Here is a 17,008-nt window from a genome sequence, read left to right on the forward strand (position 1 = left end):
TATACACCCAGGGGGCGGAATGAAAGCGTTAACGACCAGGCAGCAAGAGGTGTTTGATCTCATTCGGGATCATATCGGCCAGACGGGTATGCCGCCGACGCGTGCAGAAATCGCGCAGCGTCTGGGCTTCCGTTCTCCAAATGCCGCCGAAGAGCACCTTAAGGCACTGGCGCGTAAGGGTGTGCTTGAGATTGTCTCCGGAGCGTCTCGCGGTATTCGCCTGCTGGTTGAAGCCGAAGAGGGCCTTCCGCTCGTCGGCCGCGTTGCCGCCGGGGAACCGCTGCTGGCGCAGCAGCACATTGAAGGCCACTATCAGGTCGATCCGGGCATGTTTAAACCGAGCGCAGACTTTCTGCTCCGCGTAAGCGGTATGTCGATGAAAGACATCGGTATTCTGGACGGCGATTTGCTGGCAGTACACAAAACGCAGGACGTGCGTAACGGTCAGGTGGTTGTGGCGCGTATCGATGATGAAGTCACCGTTAAGCGTCTGAAAAAGCAGGGCAACACCGTGCAGCTGCTGCCGGAAAACAGCGAGTTTTCCCCGATTGTTGTCGACCTGCGTGAAAATAACTTCTCCATCGAAGGTCTTGCGGTTGGCGTCATCCGCAACGGTGAGTGGTTATAACGCCTTTCTGACAGACTGCGACCCTGTCGCAGTCTGCTTTTCTTGCCTCCGGCGAACATTTTCATGTCTCTCCTGACTGCTTCAGACAAGGCGTTGTGGCGTCTTGCACTTCCTATGATCGTCTCCAGTATCAGCGTCCCTCTGCTCGGGCTGGTGGATACGGCTGTCATTGGTCATCTCGATTCGCCCGTCTATCTGGGCGGTGTCGCCATCGGCGCGACGGCAACCAGCTTCCTGTTTATGCTGCTGCTCTTTTTGCGCATGAGTACCACCGGGCTTACTGCCCAGGCCTATGGCGCGAAGGATCCGCAGCGTCTGGCCCGCGCGCTGGTGCAGCCGCTGATCCTGGCCCTCGGTGCCGGTCTGCTGATTGTGCTGTTGCGCACACCGCTCATCGATCTGGCGCTGCATATCGTTGGCGGCAGCGAGGCCGTTCTTCATCAGGCGAGGCGCTTCCTGGAGATCCGCTGGCTCAGCGCCCCGGCATCGCTGGCTAACCTGGTGCTGCTCGGCTGGCTGCTGGGGGTGCAGTATGCCCGGGCGCCGGTGATCCTGCTGGTAGTGGGGAACCTGCTCAACATCGTGCTGGATCTTTGGCTGGTGATGGGCCTGCAGATGAACGTGCAGGGGGCTGCGCTGGCGACCGCTATCGCAGAGTACGCCACTCTGTTGATCGGCTTATGGATGGTCTGGCGGGTGCTGGCCCTGCGCGGTATTTCGCTGGCGCTGCTGAAAGCGAGCTGGCGGGGCAACATCCGTAAACTGCTGGCCCTCAATCGCGACATCATGCTGCGCTCGCTGCTGCTGCAACTCTGTTTCGGGGCGCTGACGGTAATGGGCGCGCGGCTGGGGCCGGAGATTATCGCCGTCAACGCCGTGCTGATGACCCTGCTGACCTTTACCGCCTACGCGCTGGATGGCTTCGCCTACGCGGTTGAGGCCCACTCCGGGCAGGCCTATGGCGCACGGGAAAGCGGCCAGCTGCGGGAAGTGTGGCGGGCGGCCTGCCGTCAGTCCGGCCTGGTGGCGCTCGCCTTCGCGCTCGTCTATGCCCTGGCAGGCGATCGGATCATTGCCCTGCTGACTTCGCTGCCCGAACTGCGCGCGCTGGCGAGCCACTATCTTATCTGGCAGGTGGTTTTACCGGTGGTGGGCGTCTGGTGCTATTTGCTGGACGGGATGTTTATCGGCGCAACCCGCGGGGCAGAGATGCGCAACAGCATGGCCGTAGCAGCCGCCGGTTTTGGCCTGACGCTGTTCACCCTGCCGTGGCTGGGTAATCATGGCCTGTGGCTGGCTCTGTGCGTGTTTCTTGCCCTGCGGGGGCTCTCTCTGGCCTGGATCTGGCACCGGCACTGGCGCAACGGCAGCTGGTTTTCATAGCGGCTTCACCCGACTGAATGGTAAAAGATTCCGAATAACAAACCCAACGCCGCAGGCTTATCTATAATTATTATCACGTCCAGCACGAAACGTATTTCAGGACGAACTTAACCTTAACGACCGAACGAAGAGGAATCGATGATGAATAAAGACCAAGTCGGCGGTAACTGGAAGCAATTTAAAGGTAAAGTGAAAGAACAGTGGGGCGACCTGACTGATGACGATATGACCGTCATTGAAGGTAAACGTGACCAGCTGGTGGGTAAAATTCAGGAACGCTATGGTTATGAGAAAGACCAGGCGGAGAAAGAGGTTGGTGACTGGGAAACCCGTAACAACTATCGCTGGTAATTAACCTATACCCGCAGGTACACGGATGTACGCCCAGGGCGACCTTTCAGGTCGCCCCTTTTTTTGCCCTCAGCGCGGCTTTTTCTTCAGCTGGATGGAGTGATCGTGCTGACAATCCTCCTGATGGCGACAGGCTTCCACTTCAACGCAGTTGCGGCACAGGCCGTGTGCTTCAATCACGTTGTGGCGCAGGGCAAAGCCCATCTTCGCGGCCAGAGTGTGCATGATATCTTCCACCCCTTCAGCGCCTTCTTCCTTCACGCTGCCACAGCGGTCGCAGATAAACATCGCTGAGGTGTGGGTCGGCTGATCGAACAGATGGCACAGCACGTAGCTGTTGGTTGACTCCACTTTATGCACAAAGCCCTGCTCGAGTAAAAAATCGAGCGCCCGGTAGACGGTAGGCGGCTTGGCCTGAGGCTCGCTCTCGCGCAGCAGGTCGAGCAGATCGTAGGCGCTGATGGCCCCGTTTTGCAGGCTCAGCAGACGCAACACTTCAAGGCGCTGCGGAGTCAGGCGCACATTGCGTTGCGCGCACAGCTTTTCGGCTTGCGCTAACAGTGCCTGCATTGTGGTCGTTTCCATTTTGCACCTCGAATGACGTGGAATAACAAACCGCCAGTTTACCATATTCTGACCTAAACGCCGAGATCCACCGGGTGTGCTACCCTGACGAAAAACCACTGGGGGTGAAAAGATGAAAAGACCGGACTGCATTCGACACTGGCGCGAAGTAGAAGGCGCCGACAACTCGACCTATCCCGACAGCACAGAGCGTTTCTCCATTGGCGCGCCGCTGGCCCGTGCGCTGGGGCTGGGCCGCCTCGGTATCCATCATGAGCGCCTCCCGCCAGGGCGCCGTACTTCGTACCCGCATGCCGAAAGCGATGAAGAGGAGTTCATCTTTGTGCTCGAGGGTTATCCCGAAGCCTGGATAAACGGTTATTTATGGAAACTGGAGCCAGGAGACAGCGTCGGTTTTCCTGCCGGGACGGGCGTCTGCCACACCTTTATTAATAATACCAGTGAAGAAGTGCGGTTATTAGTGGTGGGAGAGGCGAATAAAAAACATAACCGAATTTATTATCCGCTGAATGCGGTATATGCCGCCACGCGTGAAGATCGCTGGATCGATCATCCCCCGCAATTTTTTGGTCCTCATGACGGAAAACCAGGGCAAAAGTAATTTCTTGTTCTATACATATTAAAGAAATAAGAAAATCAATAACTTAATCTAATACTAAAGTTTAGATAAATTTGGCTCCTCATACTTTTTTCACAAAGGACGTATGCCCCTGCGCGGTATTTAGCCGCCGGGGTTTATTCACCCAAAATAAGTCAGGTGTCCTGTGAAAATAAAATTCAAACTTTCTGTGGCGGGAATTGCCACCGGTATTCTTTTGGCTAATCAGGCTGGAGCAGCAAATACCTGGACGGAAGCACGCGGCGATGCAATGGGTGGAACGGGCGTTGCGTCGGCGCATTATAGCAGCGGGGTGCTGATCAACCCGGCCCTGCTGGCAAAATCCAAAGCAGAAGACGACGTCGCCATTATATTCCCCTCGGTGGGGGCGCAGATCAGCGATAAAGACAATCTGCAGGACAAGATCGATGAGATCAGCGATGAGATCAGGGCCGATCGGGATATGATCGACGATCTGACCGTGGCGCGGATCCTGGCCGATCCGCAGGGAACGCTCAGTGAGCTTCAGGGGGCCGCGGGCAATCTGGCCGATCAGCTGGAGTTCCTCGAAGGAAAAACCGCCCACGGCAACGCGGGGGCAGGGATAGCCGTCAGCATCCCGGGTTCGGGGCTGTCGCTGGCGTTTGTCGCTAAGGCCAATGCCCACGCGCGCATCAGCTCGGAGATCGATCAGCAGGACATTGCGTTCCTGCGCAGATTGCAGGGCAACGCAGGCATGACAAACCAGATGGCGTTGGGGGCAGCGCGAAACGGCAGCGACGTGATTACCCGCAACCTGAATTCCGTCGCCATGGGCAGGGCGGCGATCGTTTCCGACTACGGCGTGGCGGTTGCCCGCCAGTTTGATTTCAACGGCCTGCCGGTCTCGGTCGGCGTGACGCCAAAACTGCAGCAAACCTGGCTCTACAACTACACCACCTCCATCTATACCTACGACAGCAGCGATTTTAACAGCAGTCGTAACCGCAATGACGATACCAGTTTTAACGTCGATGTCGGCGTCGCGGTCGACTTCGGTGAAAACTGGACGGTCGGCCTGAGCGGGCAGAACCTGTTCTCACGGGATATTGATACCAACGATATTCGCATTCTCAACGGGCGTACCGGGCAGGAGGTGAGCTATCAGGACACGTACCAGATCCGCCCTCTGGTCACGGCAGGGGTGGCCTGGCATACCGGCCTGCTCACCCTCAGCGCCGATGGCGATCTGACCAAAACCCGGGGCTTCAGGAGTGAAGAAGACTCGCAGTATGTCGGAGTGGGGGCAGAAGTTTCCCTGCTGGGCTGGCTGGCGGTGCGCGGCGGCTTTCGCGGGGACGTGAAGGGCAACGACAGTAACGTCTTCACCGGCGGCTTTGGCTTTGCCCCCTTCAATACCGTGCATATCGATTTAACCGGCATTTACGGCGAGGATGAAACCTGGGGTGCCGGGGCGCAATTCAGCGTCACCTTCTGACGGGATCCGGAGGCGCTCTGCCTCCGGCGAATATGTGCTATAGTAGCGCCCCATTTTCAGCAGATGCTTAAAACTTCGCCATGTCGTCAGAAAACTCGTCCCTCTATCCTGCTCACCGTTTTTCCATCGCGCCGATGCTCGACTGGACAGACAGACACTGCCGCTACTTCCTGCGCCAGCTGTCGCGTCATACCCTGCTCTATACCGAGATGGTGACCACCGGGGCGATTATTCATGGCAAGGGCGACTATCTCGCCTTCAGCGAAGAGGAGCATCCGGTGGCGTTGCAGCTTGGCGGCAGCGATCCGGCCGCGCTGGCGCGCTGTGCGAAGCTGGCAGAGGAACGCGGTTACGACGAGATTAACCTCAACGTCGGCTGCCCGTCCGATCGCGTGCAGAACGGCATGTTTGGCGCCTGTCTGATGGGTAATGCGCAGCTGGTGGCCGACTGCGTGAAAGCGATGCGCGATGTGGTCTCCATTCCGGTGACGGTCAAAACCCGTATCGGCATCGACGAGCAGGACAGTTACGAATTTCTCTGTGACTTCATCGGCACGGTGGCCGGCAAGGGCGAGTGCGAGATGTTTATCATCCATGCCCGCAAAGCCTGGCTCTCTGGCCTGAGCCCGAAAGAGAACCGTGAGATCCCGCCGCTGGATTACCCACGCGTTTATCAGTTGAAGCGCGATTTCCCGCAGCTGACCATGTCGATCAACGGCGGCATCAAGTCTCTTGACGAGGCGAAAGCGCATTTACAGCATATGGACGGCGTCATGGTAGGGCGCGAGGCGTACCAGAACCCGGGCGTGCTGGCAGCGGTGGACCGCGAAATCTTTGGTATGGATGCCGCCGATCGCGATCCGGTGGCGGTGGTGCGGGCGATGTACCCCTACATTGAGCGCGAGTTGAGCAATGGTACTTATCTGGGCCATGTGACCCGCCACATGCTGGGTCTGTTCCAGGGGATCCCGGGCGCGCGCCAGTGGCGCCGCTACCTGAGTGAAAACGCCCATAAGGCGGGCGCCGATATCGAGGTGCTGGAGCAGGCGCTGCGTCTGGTGGCAGACAAGCGATAATTTTCACTAAAAGTTCGTCAAATTCACCACGCCCGGCGCAGCATTGCCGGGCGTTTTCTTTTTATATCAATGGGTTAATATTTGGCACGGATCTTGTAATGGTGATAGCAGCGTATCGTTGTGATGCATTCGGGAGAGAGCCATGCTGGAACTACTTTTTGTGATTGGATTTTTTGTCATTCTGTTGGTCACCGGCGTCTCACTGCTGGGTATTGTTGCCGCACTGGTGGTCGCTACCGTGGTGATGTTTATCGGCGGACTGTTTGCCCTGATGCTGAAACTGCTGCCGTGGTTGCTGCTGGCCGTGGCGGTGGTGTGGGCGATACGGGCGATTAAATCGCCAAAAATCCCACGCTATCAGCGCAATAACCGCTTTCGTTACTAAGGTATTGAGTGGTTCGTCACATCCTTGCAACTTTTACGGCAGCATTGCTTAGAACAGAATAGGATTTAGTTATCGAATCTGTCACTATTGCCGCCGTTAAAGAATTCATCGCGCTGTACCCTACATACAGCCGAACTAAAAAAAGAAAAGAAAAGGGCTTCCTACGGGAAGCCCAATTTCTTTTTAGGGGATCAGTAAACTTGACCCCTGTGTCGCCCGACTCTCAAGCACTTCATGCGCACGTTGCGCGTCACTCAGCGGATACTTCTGCGCCTCCGCCACATCCACCTTAATCACGCCGCTGGCAATCAACGAGAACAGCTCGTTACTGGCCTCAACCAGTTCGTCACGATTCGTGATGTAGCCCTGTAGCGAAGGGCGGGTGGCGAACAGCGAACCTTTCTGGTTAAGAATACCCAGATTGACGCCGGTCACCGGGCCGGAGGCGTTGCCGAAGCTGACCATCAGGCCGCGGCGTTGCAGACAGTCCAGCGAGGCTTCCCAGGTATCTTTGCCCACCGAGTCATAGACCACGCGCACCTTTTTACCGCCGGTGATCTCTTTCACCCGCTCGACGATGCTCTCTTCGCGATAGTTGATCACCTGCCAGGCGCCGGCCTGCAGCGCGCGCTGCGCCTTTTGCGCATTGCCGACGGTGCCGATCAGCTTGGCCCCCAGCGCTTTTGCCCACTGGCAGGCAATCAGCCCGACGCCGCCTGCGGCTGCGTGGAACAGAAACTGTTCGTCAGGTTTGATCTCATAGGTTTTGCGTAACAGATAAAAGACCGTCAGCCCTTTCAGGAAGGAGGCGGCGGCCTGCTCAAAGGAGATGGCATCCGGCAGAATGGCGGCTTTATCCGCCGGGACGTTGTGGACCGAGCTGTAGGCGCCGAGGGCGGATTGCGCATACACCACGCGGTCGCCCTCCTTTATATGCTTCACGGCGCTGCCCACTTTGACTACCACTCCGGCCGCCTCGGTGCCCAGCCCGCTTGGCAGGGCCGGGGGCGGATAGAGGCCGCCGCGGATATAGGTATCGATATAGTTAATGCCAATGGCTTTGTTTTCCACCTGGACTTCGTTATCGCCAGGCGCGGTGGGGGTAAACTCTACCGCCCTGAGAACGTCCGGGCCGCCGTGCTTATGAAATTCAATACGCGTTGCCATGCTCCCTCCATTAGACTTAGAAAATATGGTAATCTTTCGACCCACTCTCTATCTCGGTAACTCCATTCACTATGGCAGGAAACAAACCCTTCAACAAACAGACTGAGCCCCGCGAGCGCGATCCGCAGTTAGCCGGGTTAAAGGTCCCGCCGCACTCGATTGAAGCGGAACAGTCGGTGTTGGGCGGTTTAATGCTGGATAACGAGCGCTGGGACGACGTTGCCGAGCGCGTCGTCACCGACGATTTCTATACCCGCCCGCACCGCCATATCTTTACCGAGATGGCGCGTCTGCAGGAATCCGGTAGCCCCATCGACCTGATCACGCTCGCGGAATCGCTGGAGCGTCAGGGGCAGCTGGAGTCGGTGGGTGGCTTCGCCTATCTGGCCGAGTTATCGAAAAACACGCCAAGTGCGGCGAACATCAGCGCTTATGCCGATATCGTGCGTGAACGTGCGGTAGTGCGCGACATGATCTCGGTCGCCAACGAGATCGCCGAAGCCGGTTTCGACCCCCAGGGGCGTAACAGCGACGAGCTACTCGATCTGGCCGAGTCGCGGGTCTTCAAAATCGCTGAAAGCCGCGCCAATAAAGACGAAGGGCCGAAAAACATCGCCGAGGTGCTGGATGCCACCGTCTCGCGTATTGAGCAGCTGTTCCAGCAGCCACACGACGGGGTCACCGGGGTCAATACCGGCTATGACGATCTGAACAAAAAGACCGCCGGGCTCCAGCCGTCGGATCTGATTATCGTCGCCGCGCGTCCGTCGATGGGTAAAACCACCTTTGCAATGAACCTCGTCGAAAATGCGGCGATGTTGCAGGATAAACCGGTTTTAATCTTCAGTCTGGAGATGCCCTCCGAGCAGATCATGATGCGTTCTCTGGCCTCGCTGTCGCGCGTGGACCAGACCCGCATTCGTACCGGCCAGCTCGACGACGAGGACTGGGCGCGGATCTCCGGCACCATGGGCATCCTGCTGGAAAAACGAAACATCTATATCGATGACTCCTCCGGCCTGACGCCGACGGAAGTGCGCTCCCGCGCGCGCCGTATCGCCCGCGAGCATGGCGGCATCGGCCTGATCATGATTGACTACCTCCAGCTGATGCGCGTTCCGTCGCTCTCGGACAACCGTACCCTGGAAATTGCCGAAATCTCCCGCTCGCTGAAAGCGCTGGCGAAAGAGCTACAGGTACCGGTAGTGGCGCTGTCGCAGCTTAACCGCTCCCTGGAACAGCGCGCCGACAAGCGCCCGGTCAACTCCGACCTGCGTGAATCCGGCTCCATCGAGCAGGATGCCGACCTGATCATGTTCATTTACCGTGATGAGGTTTATCACGAGAACAGCGACCTGAAAGGGATCGCCGAAATTATTATCGGTAAGCAGCGTAACGGCCCGATCGGTACGGTGCGGCTGACCTTTAACGGCCAGTGGTCGCGCTTTGATAATTATGCGGGACCGCAATACGACGATGAATAACTCTCCGACATTCTTTTAACAAGGAATTGCAATGCAAGCGGCAACTGTAGTCATTAACCGCCGCGCTCTGCGACACAACCTGCAACGCCTGCGTGAACTGGCGCCCGCCAGCAAACTGGTTGCAGTCGTGAAAGCGAACGCTTACGGACACGGTCTGATCGAGACCGCGCGAACGCTCCCCGATGCCGACGCCTTTGGCGTCGCCCGTCTCGAAGAAGCCCTGCGCCTGCGCGAAGGGGGGATCGCCCAGCCGATCCTACTGCTCGAGGGCTTCTTTAACGCCACCGACCTGCCGACCATCGCCGCAAAACGGCTGCATACCGCGGTGCACAACCTGGAGCAGCTCGAGGCGCTGGAGAACGCGGTACTCAGCGAGCCTGTCACCGTCTGGATGAAGCTCGACACCGGCATGCACCGTCTGGGCGTTCGCCCGGAGCAGGCAGAGGCCTTTTATCAGCGCTTAAGCCAGTGCCAGAACGTTCACCTGCCGGTCAATATCGTCAGCCATTTCGCCCGGGCCGACGAGCCCGAATGCGGTGCGACCGAGCAGCAGCTCGATATCTTTAACACCTTCTGCGAAGGCAAGCCGGGGATGCGCTCGATTGCGGCCTCAGGCGGCATTCTGCTGTGGCCGCAGTCCCATTTCGACTGGGCGCGTCCGGGCATTATCCTCTACGGCGTCTCGCCGCTGGAGGGCAAACCCTGGGGGCCAGACTTTGGTTTTCAGCCGGTGATGTCGCTCACCTCCAGCCTGATTGCGGTGCGCGAGCATAAAGCCGGGGAGCCGGTGGGCTATGGCGGCACCTGGGTCAGCGAGCGCGATACCCGTCTGGGCGTGGTGGCGATGGGCTACGGCGACGGCTACCCGCGCGCCGCGCCGTCCGGTACGCCGGTACTGGTGAACGGCCGCGAAGTGACCATCGTCGGACGCGTGGCGATGGACATGATCTGCGTGGACCTCGGGCCCGAGGCGCAGGAGAAAGCGGGCGATCCGGTGACCCTTTGGGGCGAAGGTTTACCCGTAGAGCGGATCGCGGAAATCACAAAAGTGAGTGCTTACGAACTTATCACACGCCTGACGTCGCGGGTGGCGATGCACTACCTCGACTGACAGCTATGTTCCCTCTCCTGATGGGAGAGGGAGTAAAGCAGGTTCTGTTGCCCACACCCCATCTTCCTTAACATCCTCTCGATCTTCTGCTGCTTCCGGTTTATTGTTGAATTCCCTGCCTCATTATTATCCGGAGAACCATCGCGTGTTCCAGAAAGTCGACGCCTATGCTGGCGACCCCATCCTCTCCTTAATGGAGCGTTTCAAAGAAGATCCCCGGGGCGATAAAGTTAACCTCAGTATCGGTCTGTACTACAACGAAGCAGGCATTATTCCGCAGCTGCAGGCGGTGGCCAAAGCCGAAGCGCGTCTTAATGCCACGCCGCACGGCGCGTCGCTCTATCTGCCGATGGAAGGGCTGAACAGCTATCGTCACACCATTGCTCCTCTGCTGTTTGGCGCAGAGCATCCGGTGCTGGTGGAAAAGCGTGTTGCCACTATCCAGACCCTGGGCGGCTCAGGCGCGCTGAAAGTCGGGGCCGACTTCCTGCACAAGTATTTCCCGGAGTCCGGGGTCTGGGTGAGCGACCCGACCTGGGAAAACCACGTCGCCATCTTTGAAGGCGCAGGCTTTACGGTGAATACCTACCCGTGGTTTGACGATCAGAGCAACGGCGTGCGCGTTGGCGCGTTGCTGGAAAAACTGAGCACCCTGCCGGAACGCAGCATTGTGCTGCTGCACCCGTGCTGCCATAACCCGACCGGTGCCGATCTGACCAACGATCAGTGGGATGCGGTCATTGAAGTGCTGAAGGCCCGCAACCTGATCCCGTTCCTCGACATTGCCTATCAGGGCTTTGGTGCCGGGATGGAAGAGGACGCCTATGCCATTCGCGCCATCGCCAGCGCAGGCCTGCCGGCACTGGTCAGCAACTCCTTCTCCAAAATCTTCTCGCTGTATGGCGAGCGTGTCGGCGGCCTGTCGGTAGTCTGCGAGGATCAGGACGCTGCCGGACGCGTGCTCGGCCAGCTGAAAGCCACCGTGCGTCGCATCTACTCCAGCCCGCCAAACTTTGGCGCGCAGGTGGTGGCGACCGTGCTGGGCGATGATGAACTCAAGGCCGAGTGGCTGGCGGAAGTGGAAGCGATGCGTACCCGTATCCTTTCCATGCGTCAGACGCTGGTCGACGTGCTGAAAGAGGCGGTTCCGGGGCACAACTTCGACTACCTGCTACAGCAGCGCGGCATGTTCAGCTACACCGGCTTCAGCGCGCAGCAGGTGGATCGCCTGCGTGATGAGTTTGGCGTCTACCTGATTGCCAGCGGACGCATGTGCGTGGCGGGTCTGAACAGCAGCAACGTTCAGCGCGTGGCGCAGGCTTTTGCCGCTGTAATGTAAGCACTTACTCACGGCCTCCTTCCGTTGGCGAAGGGGGCCGGAATAGGTAAACCCCGCTTTGTGATACCCATCTTTTTATTATGGTTTATATAAAGAATTCCCTTTCATTCCCCTCCGGCTACGGTTATTTTCGAGGTGGTTATTGACCATCCGCTCAAAATAAAAAATAACGGTTTGAATATTCAGGGGAAAACATGCGCAAAATCACACTGGCGCTCAGCGCCGTCTGCTTATTGCTCTCGCTCAGCCACCCGGTGGTGGCGCGCCCCTCATCACCTCCACCGTTATACACCGGCACCACCACCGCCAGACTGGCCGAGCAGGCACCGATCCACTGGGTGTCTGTTGCCCAGATTGAAAACAGCCTGATGGGGCGTCCGCCCATGTCGGTGGGATTTGATATTGATGACACCGTACTGTTCTCCAGCCCGGGCTTCTGGCGGGGTAAAAAAACCTGGTCACCGGACAGTGATGACTACCTGAAAAACCCGGCCTTCTGGCAGCAGATGAACAACGGCTGGGACGAGTTCAGCATTCCGAAAGAGGTGGCCCGCGCGCTGATTGCCATGCACGTCAAGCGTGGCGACAGGATCTGGTTTATTACCGGGCGTCATCCCACTAAAACCGAAACCGTCACCAAAACGTTGCAGGACGCTTTCCTGATCCCCGCCGCGGCCATGAATCCGGTCATTTTTGCCGGTGAGAAATCTGGCAGAAACAACAAAGCCCAGTGGATGGAGCAGAAGCAGATCAAGATTTACTACGGCGATGCGGACAGCGACATCACCGCGGCTCGCGAGGCGGGTGCCAGAGGCATCCGGGTGCTGCGCGCCTCCAACTCGACGTACAAACCGCTCCCACAGGCGGGAGCGTTTGGCGAAGAGGTGATCGTCAATTCAGAATACTGAGTGTTCGGGCAGAAAAGACGCTTTTTTAAGCACATTTTCCCGCTACGGGTTTTACCTTTCGTCGTATTGCTGCACACTTAGAAGGATTATCCTGTAAAACGGAGCAGCACATGTGGTATCAGCAAACCCTGACCCTGCGCGCCAGGTCTCGTGGTTTTCATCTGGTGACGGACGAGGTCCTCGGACAGATCCGCGATCTTCCCCGCATTAACGTCGGTTTACTGCATCTGTTGCTGCAACACACGTCAGCCTCCCTCACCCTCAACGAGAATTGCGATCCCACCGTCCGTTCCGATATGGAGCAGCATTTTCTCAAAACCGTTCCCGACGATGCCCGCTGGGAACATGATGATGAGGGGCCAGACGACATGCCTTCCCATATTAAATCCTCCTTGCTGGGCGTCTCTTTGCTGCTGCCGGTGAATCACGGCCGCGTGCAGCTCGGCACCTGGCAGGGGATCTGGCTGGGAGAACACCGTATCCATGGCGGTTCGCGCAAAATTATCGCTACGCTACAAGGGGAATAATGATGACCATTTCGGAGATACTTCAGTACTGCATGAATAAGCCGGGTGCGGAGCAAAGCGTGCACAGTGACTGGAAGGCCACCCAGATCAAGGTCGCAGACGTGCTGTTTGCGATGGTGAAAGACGTGGAGGGGCGTCCGGCGGCCTCGCTAAAAACCAGCCCGGAACTGGCGGATTTGCTGCGCCAGCAGCACACCGACGTGCGTCCCAGCAAGCACCTGAATAAAGCGCACTGGAGCACGGTCTATCTGGATGGGTCGATACCGGATTCGCAGATTTACTATCTGGTGGATGCCTCGTACAAGCAGGCGGTGGAACTGCTGCCGGAGATGACCCGGCAGCAGCTGTCAGTGTGACGACTACAGAAGTGGTTTAAGGAAGCGGGCCGTGTGCGAGGCTTCGCACTCCGCGACGGTTTCCGGGGTGCCGGAAACCAGGATTTCGCCGCCGCCGCTACCGCCTTCCGGACCGAGATCGACAATCCAGTCCGCGGTTTTAATCACGTCCAGGTTGTGCTCAATCACCACGATAGTGTTGCCCTGATCGCGCAGCTGGTGCAGCACGTCGAGTAACTGCTGGATATCGGCAAAGTGCAGACCGGTGGTCGGCTCATCCAGAATGTACAGCGTCTGCCCGGTGCCGCGTTTGGAGAGCTCACGCGCCAGCTTCACGCGCTGCGCCTCGCCGCCCGACAGGGTGGTTGCCGACTGGCCCAGACGAATGTAGGTCAGACCGACATCCATCAGGGTCTGGAGCTTACGCGCCAGCGCCGGAACGGCATCAAAGAACTCACGGGCCTCTTCGATGGTCATATCCAGCACTTCGTGGATGGTCTTGCCTTTGTACTTAATCTCCAGCGTTTCGCGGTTATAGCGTTTGCCTTTGCACTGGTCGCACGGCACGTAGATATCCGGCAGGAAGTGCATTTCGACCTTGATCACCCCATCGCCCTGACAGGCTTCACAGCGGCCACCGCGGACGTTAAAGCTGAAACGTCCAGGCGTATAGCCGCGCGAACGCGATTCCGGCACGCCGGCAAAGAGTTCACGTACCGGCGTAAACACGCCGGTATAGGTGGCCGGGTTCGAGCGCGGCGTACGGCCGATCGGGCTCTGGTCGATATCGATCACCTTGTCGAAGTGCTCCAGGCCGTGGATCTCGCGATACGGCGCCGGTTCAGCAAGGGTTGCCCCGTTCAGCTGGGTCTGAGCAATCGGGAACAGGGTGTCGTTAATCAGCGTTGATTTACCGGAACCCGAGACACCCGTGATACAGGTGAACAGGCCGACCGGCAGGGTCAGGGTCACGTCTTTCAGGTTGTTACCGCGCGCCCCGGTGAGCTTCAACACTTTTTCCGGGTTGGCGGGTACGCGCTGTTTCGGCACTTCAATCTTGCGCTTGCCGCTCATATACTGGCCGGTCAGGGATTCTGGTACCGCCATAATGGCGTCCAGTGGGCCTTCCGCTACCACCTGGCCGCCGTGGACGCCGGCCCCGGGGCCGATGTCGATCACGTGGTCGGCCGCGCGGATCGCGTCTTCATCGTGCTCAACCACAATCACCGTGTTGCCGAGGTTACGCAGATGGATCAGCGTCCCGAGCAGACGTTCGTTGTCGCGCTGGTGCAGGCCGATGGACGGCTCATCCAGCACGTACATCACCCCCACCAGGCCCGCGCCGATCTGGCTCGCCAGACGGATACGCTGGGCTTCACCGCCGGACAGGGTCTCTGCCGAGCGGGAAAGAGTGAGGTAGTTCAGACCGACGTTGACCAGGAACTTGAGGCGATCGCCGATCTCTTTCAGCACTTTCTCAGCGATTTGCGCCCGCTGACCGGAGAGCTTCAGGTTGTTGAAGAAGTCCATCGCATGGCCGATGCTCATGTCTGAGATGGTCGGCAGCGGCGTGTTCTCAACATACACGTGGCGCGCTTCGCGGCGCAGACGGGTACCGTCACAGGTGGCGCAGGAGCGGTTGCTGATGAACTTCGCCAGCTCTTCACGTACCGCGCTGGATTCCGTCTCTTTGTAACGGCGCTCCATGTTGTGCAGCACGCCTTCAAACGGATGACGGCGCACCGAGGTATCGCCGCGATCGTTCATGTATTTAAACTCGATGTTCTCTTTAGCGGAACCGAACAGGATCACTTTGTGCACGGTTGGGCTCAGACTGCCCCACGGCGCTTCGACGTCGAATTTATAGTGTTCAGCCAGCGACTTCAGCATCTGGAAGTAGTAGAAGTTACGCTTATCCCAGCCGCGGATCGCGCCGCCAGCCAGCGACAGTTCCGGGTTCTGGATCACCCGGTCAGGATCGAAATACTGCTGCACGCCCAGGCCATCACAGGTTGGGCAGGCGCCAGCCGGGTTGTTGAACGAGAACAGGCGCGGTTCCAGCTCGCGCATGCTGTAGCCGCACACCGGGCAGGCGAAGTTGGCAGAGAAGAGCAGCTCTTCCGCTTGCGGGTCGTCCATATCGGCCACCACGGCCGTACCGCCGGAGAGATCCAGCGCGGTTTCGAACGACTCCGCCAGGCGCTGGGTCAGGTCATCACGCACCTTAAAGCGGTCGATCACGACCTCGATGGTGTGTTTCTTTTGCAGCTCCAGCTTCGGCGGATCGGAGAGATCGCACACTTCCCCGTCGATACGGGCGCGGATATAGCCCTGGCTGGCCAGGTTTTCCAGCGTTTTGGTGTGCTCGCCTTTGCGCTCTTTAATGATTGGCGCCAGCAGCATCAGGCGTTTGCCTTCCGGCTGCGCCAGCACGTTATCCACCATCTGGCTGACGGTCTGGGCCGCCAGCGGGACATCGTGGTCCGGGCAGCGCGGCTCGCCCACGCGGGCATACAGCAGACGCAGGTAATCATGGATTTCGGTGATGGTCCCGACGGTGGAGCGCGGGTTGTGAGAAGTCGACTTCTGCTCAATGGAGATAGCTGGCGACAACCCTTCGATATGGTCGACGTCCGGTTTTTCCATCAGCGACAGGAACTGGCGCGCATATGCAGAGAGCGATTCAACGTAACGACGCTGCCCTTCGGCATACAGGGTGTCGAAAGCCAGTGAGGATTTGCCTGAGCCTGAAAGCCCGGTCACGACGATCAGTTTGTCGCGAGGGATGACGAGGTTGATATTCTTGAGATTGTGGGTGCGGGCGCCCCGAACTTCTATCTTATCCATTCACCTTTCCCGGTAGGTAGATACACGGAATGCCTGGTTTGTTTGAAGGACAACCGGCAGAAACGATTAATTATGACACAAATTGACCTGGCTGGATATACAGTATTGGAATGCAAATTCTGATTACTTGTGCAACAATGTATCCTTCGTGAGAAGTCTGGAAGATGCTTCCCAACTATCGGAAGACCACGTGGAAATGGTACACTCGCGCGCTTACACTATTCAGACAAGTTTTCAGGAGACACGATCATGGCCAGCAGAGGCGTAAACAAGGTGATTCTCGTCGGTAATCTGGGCCAGGACCCGGAAGTACGCTATATGCCGAGTGGTGGTGCAGTGGCCAACATTACGCTGGCTACTTCCGAATCCTGGCGTGATAAAGCGACCGGTGAGATGAAAGAGCAGACCGAATGGCACCGCGTTGTGCTGTTTGGCAAACTGGCCGAAGTGGCCGGTGAATATCTGCGTAAAGGCTCCCAGGTCTATATCGAAGGCCAGCTGCGTACCCGCAAATGGACCGATCAGTCCGGCGCAGAAAAATACACCACCGAAGTGGTGGTCAACGTTGGCGGCACCATGCAGATGCTGGGTGGCCGTCAGGGCGGTGGCGCACCAGCAGGTGGCGGCCAGCAGCAGCAGGGCGGTTGGGGTCAGCCTCAGCAGCCGCAGGGCGGCAACCAGTTCAGCGGCGGCGCACAGTCCCGTCCGCAGCAGCAGCCGTCTGCACCGGCACAGTCCAACGAACCGCCAATGGATTTCGACGATGATATCCCGTTCTGATAATCAGAACCTGCCTTTCGTAACAAC

Annotated in this window: 17 protein-coding genes; 14 read left to right on the forward strand and 3 right to left on the reverse strand. The window is 58.2% G+C overall.

Annotation, left to right across the window (positions count from 1 at the left end):
* The first annotated feature begins 19 nt into the window (after positions 1-19).
* From lexA to ACP4QI_RS01160, 3 genes are all read left to right on the forward strand, one after another.
* Positions 20-628, forward strand: coding sequence for a transcriptional repressor LexA (gene lexA / locus ACP4QI_RS01150; RefSeq protein WP_032615967.1), 609 nt, complete (start codon positions 20-22; stop codon positions 626-628).
* Between the two features lie 63 nt (positions 629-691).
* Positions 692-2,011, forward strand: a complete 1,320-nt coding sequence (dinF, locus tag ACP4QI_RS01155) for an MATE family efflux transporter DinF (RefSeq protein ID WP_426495399.1) — start codon at positions 692-694, stop codon at positions 2,009-2,011.
* 141 nt (positions 2,012-2,152) lie between these two features.
* Complete coding sequence (locus ACP4QI_RS01160; protein ID WP_032615972.1) at positions 2,153-2,362, forward strand: CsbD family protein; 210 nt, start codon at positions 2,153-2,155, stop codon at positions 2,360-2,362.
* Between the two features lie 69 nt (positions 2,363-2,431).
* Here ACP4QI_RS01160 and zur read toward each other — a convergent pair whose 3' ends face one another.
* The gene (zur, locus tag ACP4QI_RS01165; RefSeq protein WP_032615974.1) at positions 2,432-2,947 is read right to left on the reverse strand and encodes a zinc uptake transcriptional repressor Zur; all 516 of its coding nucleotides are present in this window, start codon (positions 2,945-2,947) and stop codon (positions 2,432-2,434) included.
* Positions 2,948-3,059: 112 nt separating this feature from the next.
* Here zur and ACP4QI_RS01170 point away from each other — a divergent pair, with 112 nt between their 5' ends.
* The 4 genes from ACP4QI_RS01170 to pspG all read left to right on the forward strand — a co-directional run bounded on the left by ACP4QI_RS01170 (position 3,060) and on the right by pspG (position 6,483).
* Positions 3,060-3,548 (forward strand): cupin domain-containing protein, encoded by a 489-nt coding sequence (locus tag ACP4QI_RS01170; protein WP_156262688.1) that lies wholly within the window; start codon positions 3,060-3,062, stop codon positions 3,546-3,548.
* A 163-nt stretch (positions 3,549-3,711) separates the two neighbouring features.
* The gene (locus ACP4QI_RS01175) at positions 3,712-5,022 is read left to right on the forward strand and encodes a conjugal transfer protein TraF (RefSeq protein WP_426495400.1); all 1,311 of its coding nucleotides are present in this window, start codon (positions 3,712-3,714) and stop codon (positions 5,020-5,022) included.
* A gap of 80 nt (positions 5,023-5,102) precedes the next feature.
* The gene (gene dusA, locus ACP4QI_RS01180; protein ID WP_142487849.1) at positions 5,103-6,098 is read left to right on the forward strand and encodes a tRNA dihydrouridine(20/20a) synthase DusA; all 996 of its coding nucleotides are present in this window, start codon (positions 5,103-5,105) and stop codon (positions 6,096-6,098) included.
* Between the two features lie 142 nt (positions 6,099-6,240).
* Positions 6,241-6,483 carry an envelope stress response protein PspG gene (gene pspG, locus ACP4QI_RS01185; protein ID WP_426495401.1) on the forward strand — a complete coding sequence of 81 codons (243 nt, stop codon included), beginning with the start codon at positions 6,241-6,243 and terminating at the stop codon, positions 6,481-6,483.
* A gap of 183 nt (positions 6,484-6,666) precedes the next feature.
* Here the strand turns inward: pspG and ACP4QI_RS01190 are convergent, their stop codons facing one another.
* Positions 6,667-7,650, reverse strand: a complete 984-nt coding sequence (locus ACP4QI_RS01190) for a quinone oxidoreductase (protein WP_142487851.1) — start codon at positions 7,648-7,650, stop codon at positions 6,667-6,669.
* A gap of 71 nt (positions 7,651-7,721) precedes the next feature.
* Between ACP4QI_RS01190 and dnaB the strand changes: the two genes are divergently transcribed.
* The 6 genes from dnaB to ACP4QI_RS01220 all read left to right on the forward strand — a co-directional run bounded on the left by dnaB (position 7,722) and on the right by ACP4QI_RS01220 (position 13,375).
* Complete coding sequence (gene dnaB / locus ACP4QI_RS01195; RefSeq protein WP_032615986.1) at positions 7,722-9,134, forward strand: replicative DNA helicase; 1,413 nt, start codon at positions 7,722-7,724, stop codon at positions 9,132-9,134.
* A gap of 31 nt (positions 9,135-9,165) precedes the next feature.
* On the forward strand, positions 9,166-10,245 hold the full coding sequence (gene alr, locus ACP4QI_RS01200; protein WP_285127629.1) for an alanine racemase: 1,080 nt from the start codon (positions 9,166-9,168) through the stop codon (positions 10,243-10,245).
* A gap of 145 nt (positions 10,246-10,390) precedes the next feature.
* The gene (tyrB, locus tag ACP4QI_RS01205; protein ID WP_156262691.1) at positions 10,391-11,584 is read left to right on the forward strand and encodes an aromatic amino acid transaminase; all 1,194 of its coding nucleotides are present in this window, start codon (positions 10,391-10,393) and stop codon (positions 11,582-11,584) included.
* A gap of 194 nt (positions 11,585-11,778) precedes the next feature.
* Positions 11,779-12,492 carry an acid phosphatase AphA gene (gene aphA / locus ACP4QI_RS01210; RefSeq protein WP_285110965.1) on the forward strand — a complete coding sequence of 238 codons (714 nt, stop codon included), beginning with the start codon at positions 11,779-11,781 and terminating at the stop codon, positions 12,490-12,492.
* Positions 12,493-12,602: 110 nt separating this feature from the next.
* Positions 12,603-13,019 carry a secondary thiamine-phosphate synthase enzyme YjbQ gene (locus tag ACP4QI_RS01215; protein ID WP_142487855.1) on the forward strand — a complete coding sequence of 139 codons (417 nt, stop codon included), beginning with the start codon at positions 12,603-12,605 and terminating at the stop codon, positions 13,017-13,019.
* 2 nt (positions 13,020-13,021) lie between these two features.
* Positions 13,022-13,375, forward strand: a complete 354-nt coding sequence (locus ACP4QI_RS01220) for an MmcQ/YjbR family DNA-binding protein (protein ID WP_142490045.1) — start codon at positions 13,022-13,024, stop codon at positions 13,373-13,375.
* A gap of 3 nt (positions 13,376-13,378) precedes the next feature.
* Here the strand turns inward: ACP4QI_RS01220 and uvrA are convergent, their stop codons facing one another.
* Entirely contained in the window at positions 13,379-16,201 is a 2,823-nt protein-coding gene (gene uvrA / locus ACP4QI_RS01225) for an excinuclease ABC subunit UvrA (protein WP_142487856.1), read from the reverse strand.
* A 249-nt stretch (positions 16,202-16,450) separates the two neighbouring features.
* Here uvrA and ssb1 point away from each other — a divergent pair, with 249 nt between their 5' ends.
* Positions 16,451-16,981 (forward strand): single-stranded DNA-binding protein SSB1, encoded by a 531-nt coding sequence (ssb1, locus tag ACP4QI_RS01230; protein ID WP_032615999.1) that lies wholly within the window; start codon positions 16,451-16,453, stop codon positions 16,979-16,981.
* The last annotated feature ends 27 nt before the right edge of the window (positions 16,982-17,008 follow it).

Source organism: Leclercia sp. TB492 (assembly GCF_049974505.2).
Lineage (GTDB): Bacteria > Pseudomonadota > Gammaproteobacteria > Enterobacterales > Enterobacteriaceae > Enterobacter > Enterobacter adecarboxylatus_C.

Coding starts and splice junctions, on each gene's coding strand:
- lexA (WP_032615967.1), top strand. CDS start 20: ATGAAAGCGTTAACGACCAGGCAGCAAGAGGTGTTTGATCTCATTCGG.
- dinF (WP_426495399.1), top strand. CDS start 692: ATGTCTCTCCTGACTGCTTCAGACAAGGCGTTGTGGCGTCTTGCACTT.
- ACP4QI_RS01160 (WP_032615972.1), top strand. CDS start 2,153: ATGAATAAAGACCAAGTCGGCGGTAACTGGAAGCAATTTAAAGGTAAA.
- zur (WP_032615974.1), bottom strand. CDS start 2,947: ATGGAAACGACCACAATGCAGGCACTGTTAGCGCAAGCCGAAAAGCTG.
- ACP4QI_RS01170 (WP_156262688.1), top strand. CDS start 3,060: ATGAAAAGACCGGACTGCATTCGACACTGGCGCGAAGTAGAAGGCGCC.
- dusA (WP_142487849.1), top strand. CDS start 5,103: ATGTCGTCAGAAAACTCGTCCCTCTATCCTGCTCACCGTTTTTCCATC.
- pspG (WP_426495401.1), top strand. CDS start 6,241: ATGCTGGAACTACTTTTTGTGATTGGATTTTTTGTCATTCTGTTGGTC.
- ACP4QI_RS01190 (WP_142487851.1), bottom strand. CDS start 7,650: ATGGCAACGCGTATTGAATTTCATAAGCACGGCGGCCCGGACGTTCTC.
- dnaB (WP_032615986.1), top strand. CDS start 7,722: ATGGCAGGAAACAAACCCTTCAACAAACAGACTGAGCCCCGCGAGCGC.
- alr (WP_285127629.1), top strand. CDS start 9,166: ATGCAAGCGGCAACTGTAGTCATTAACCGCCGCGCTCTGCGACACAAC.
- aphA (WP_285110965.1), top strand. CDS start 11,779: ATGCGCAAAATCACACTGGCGCTCAGCGCCGTCTGCTTATTGCTCTCG.
- ACP4QI_RS01215 (WP_142487855.1), top strand. CDS start 12,603: ATGTGGTATCAGCAAACCCTGACCCTGCGCGCCAGGTCTCGTGGTTTT.
- ACP4QI_RS01220 (WP_142490045.1), top strand. CDS start 13,022: ATGACCATTTCGGAGATACTTCAGTACTGCATGAATAAGCCGGGTGCG.
- uvrA (WP_142487856.1), bottom strand. CDS start 16,201: ATGGATAAGATAGAAGTTCGGGGCGCCCGCACCCACAATCTCAAGAAT.
- ssb1 (WP_032615999.1), top strand. CDS start 16,451: ATGGCCAGCAGAGGCGTAAACAAGGTGATTCTCGTCGGTAATCTGGGC.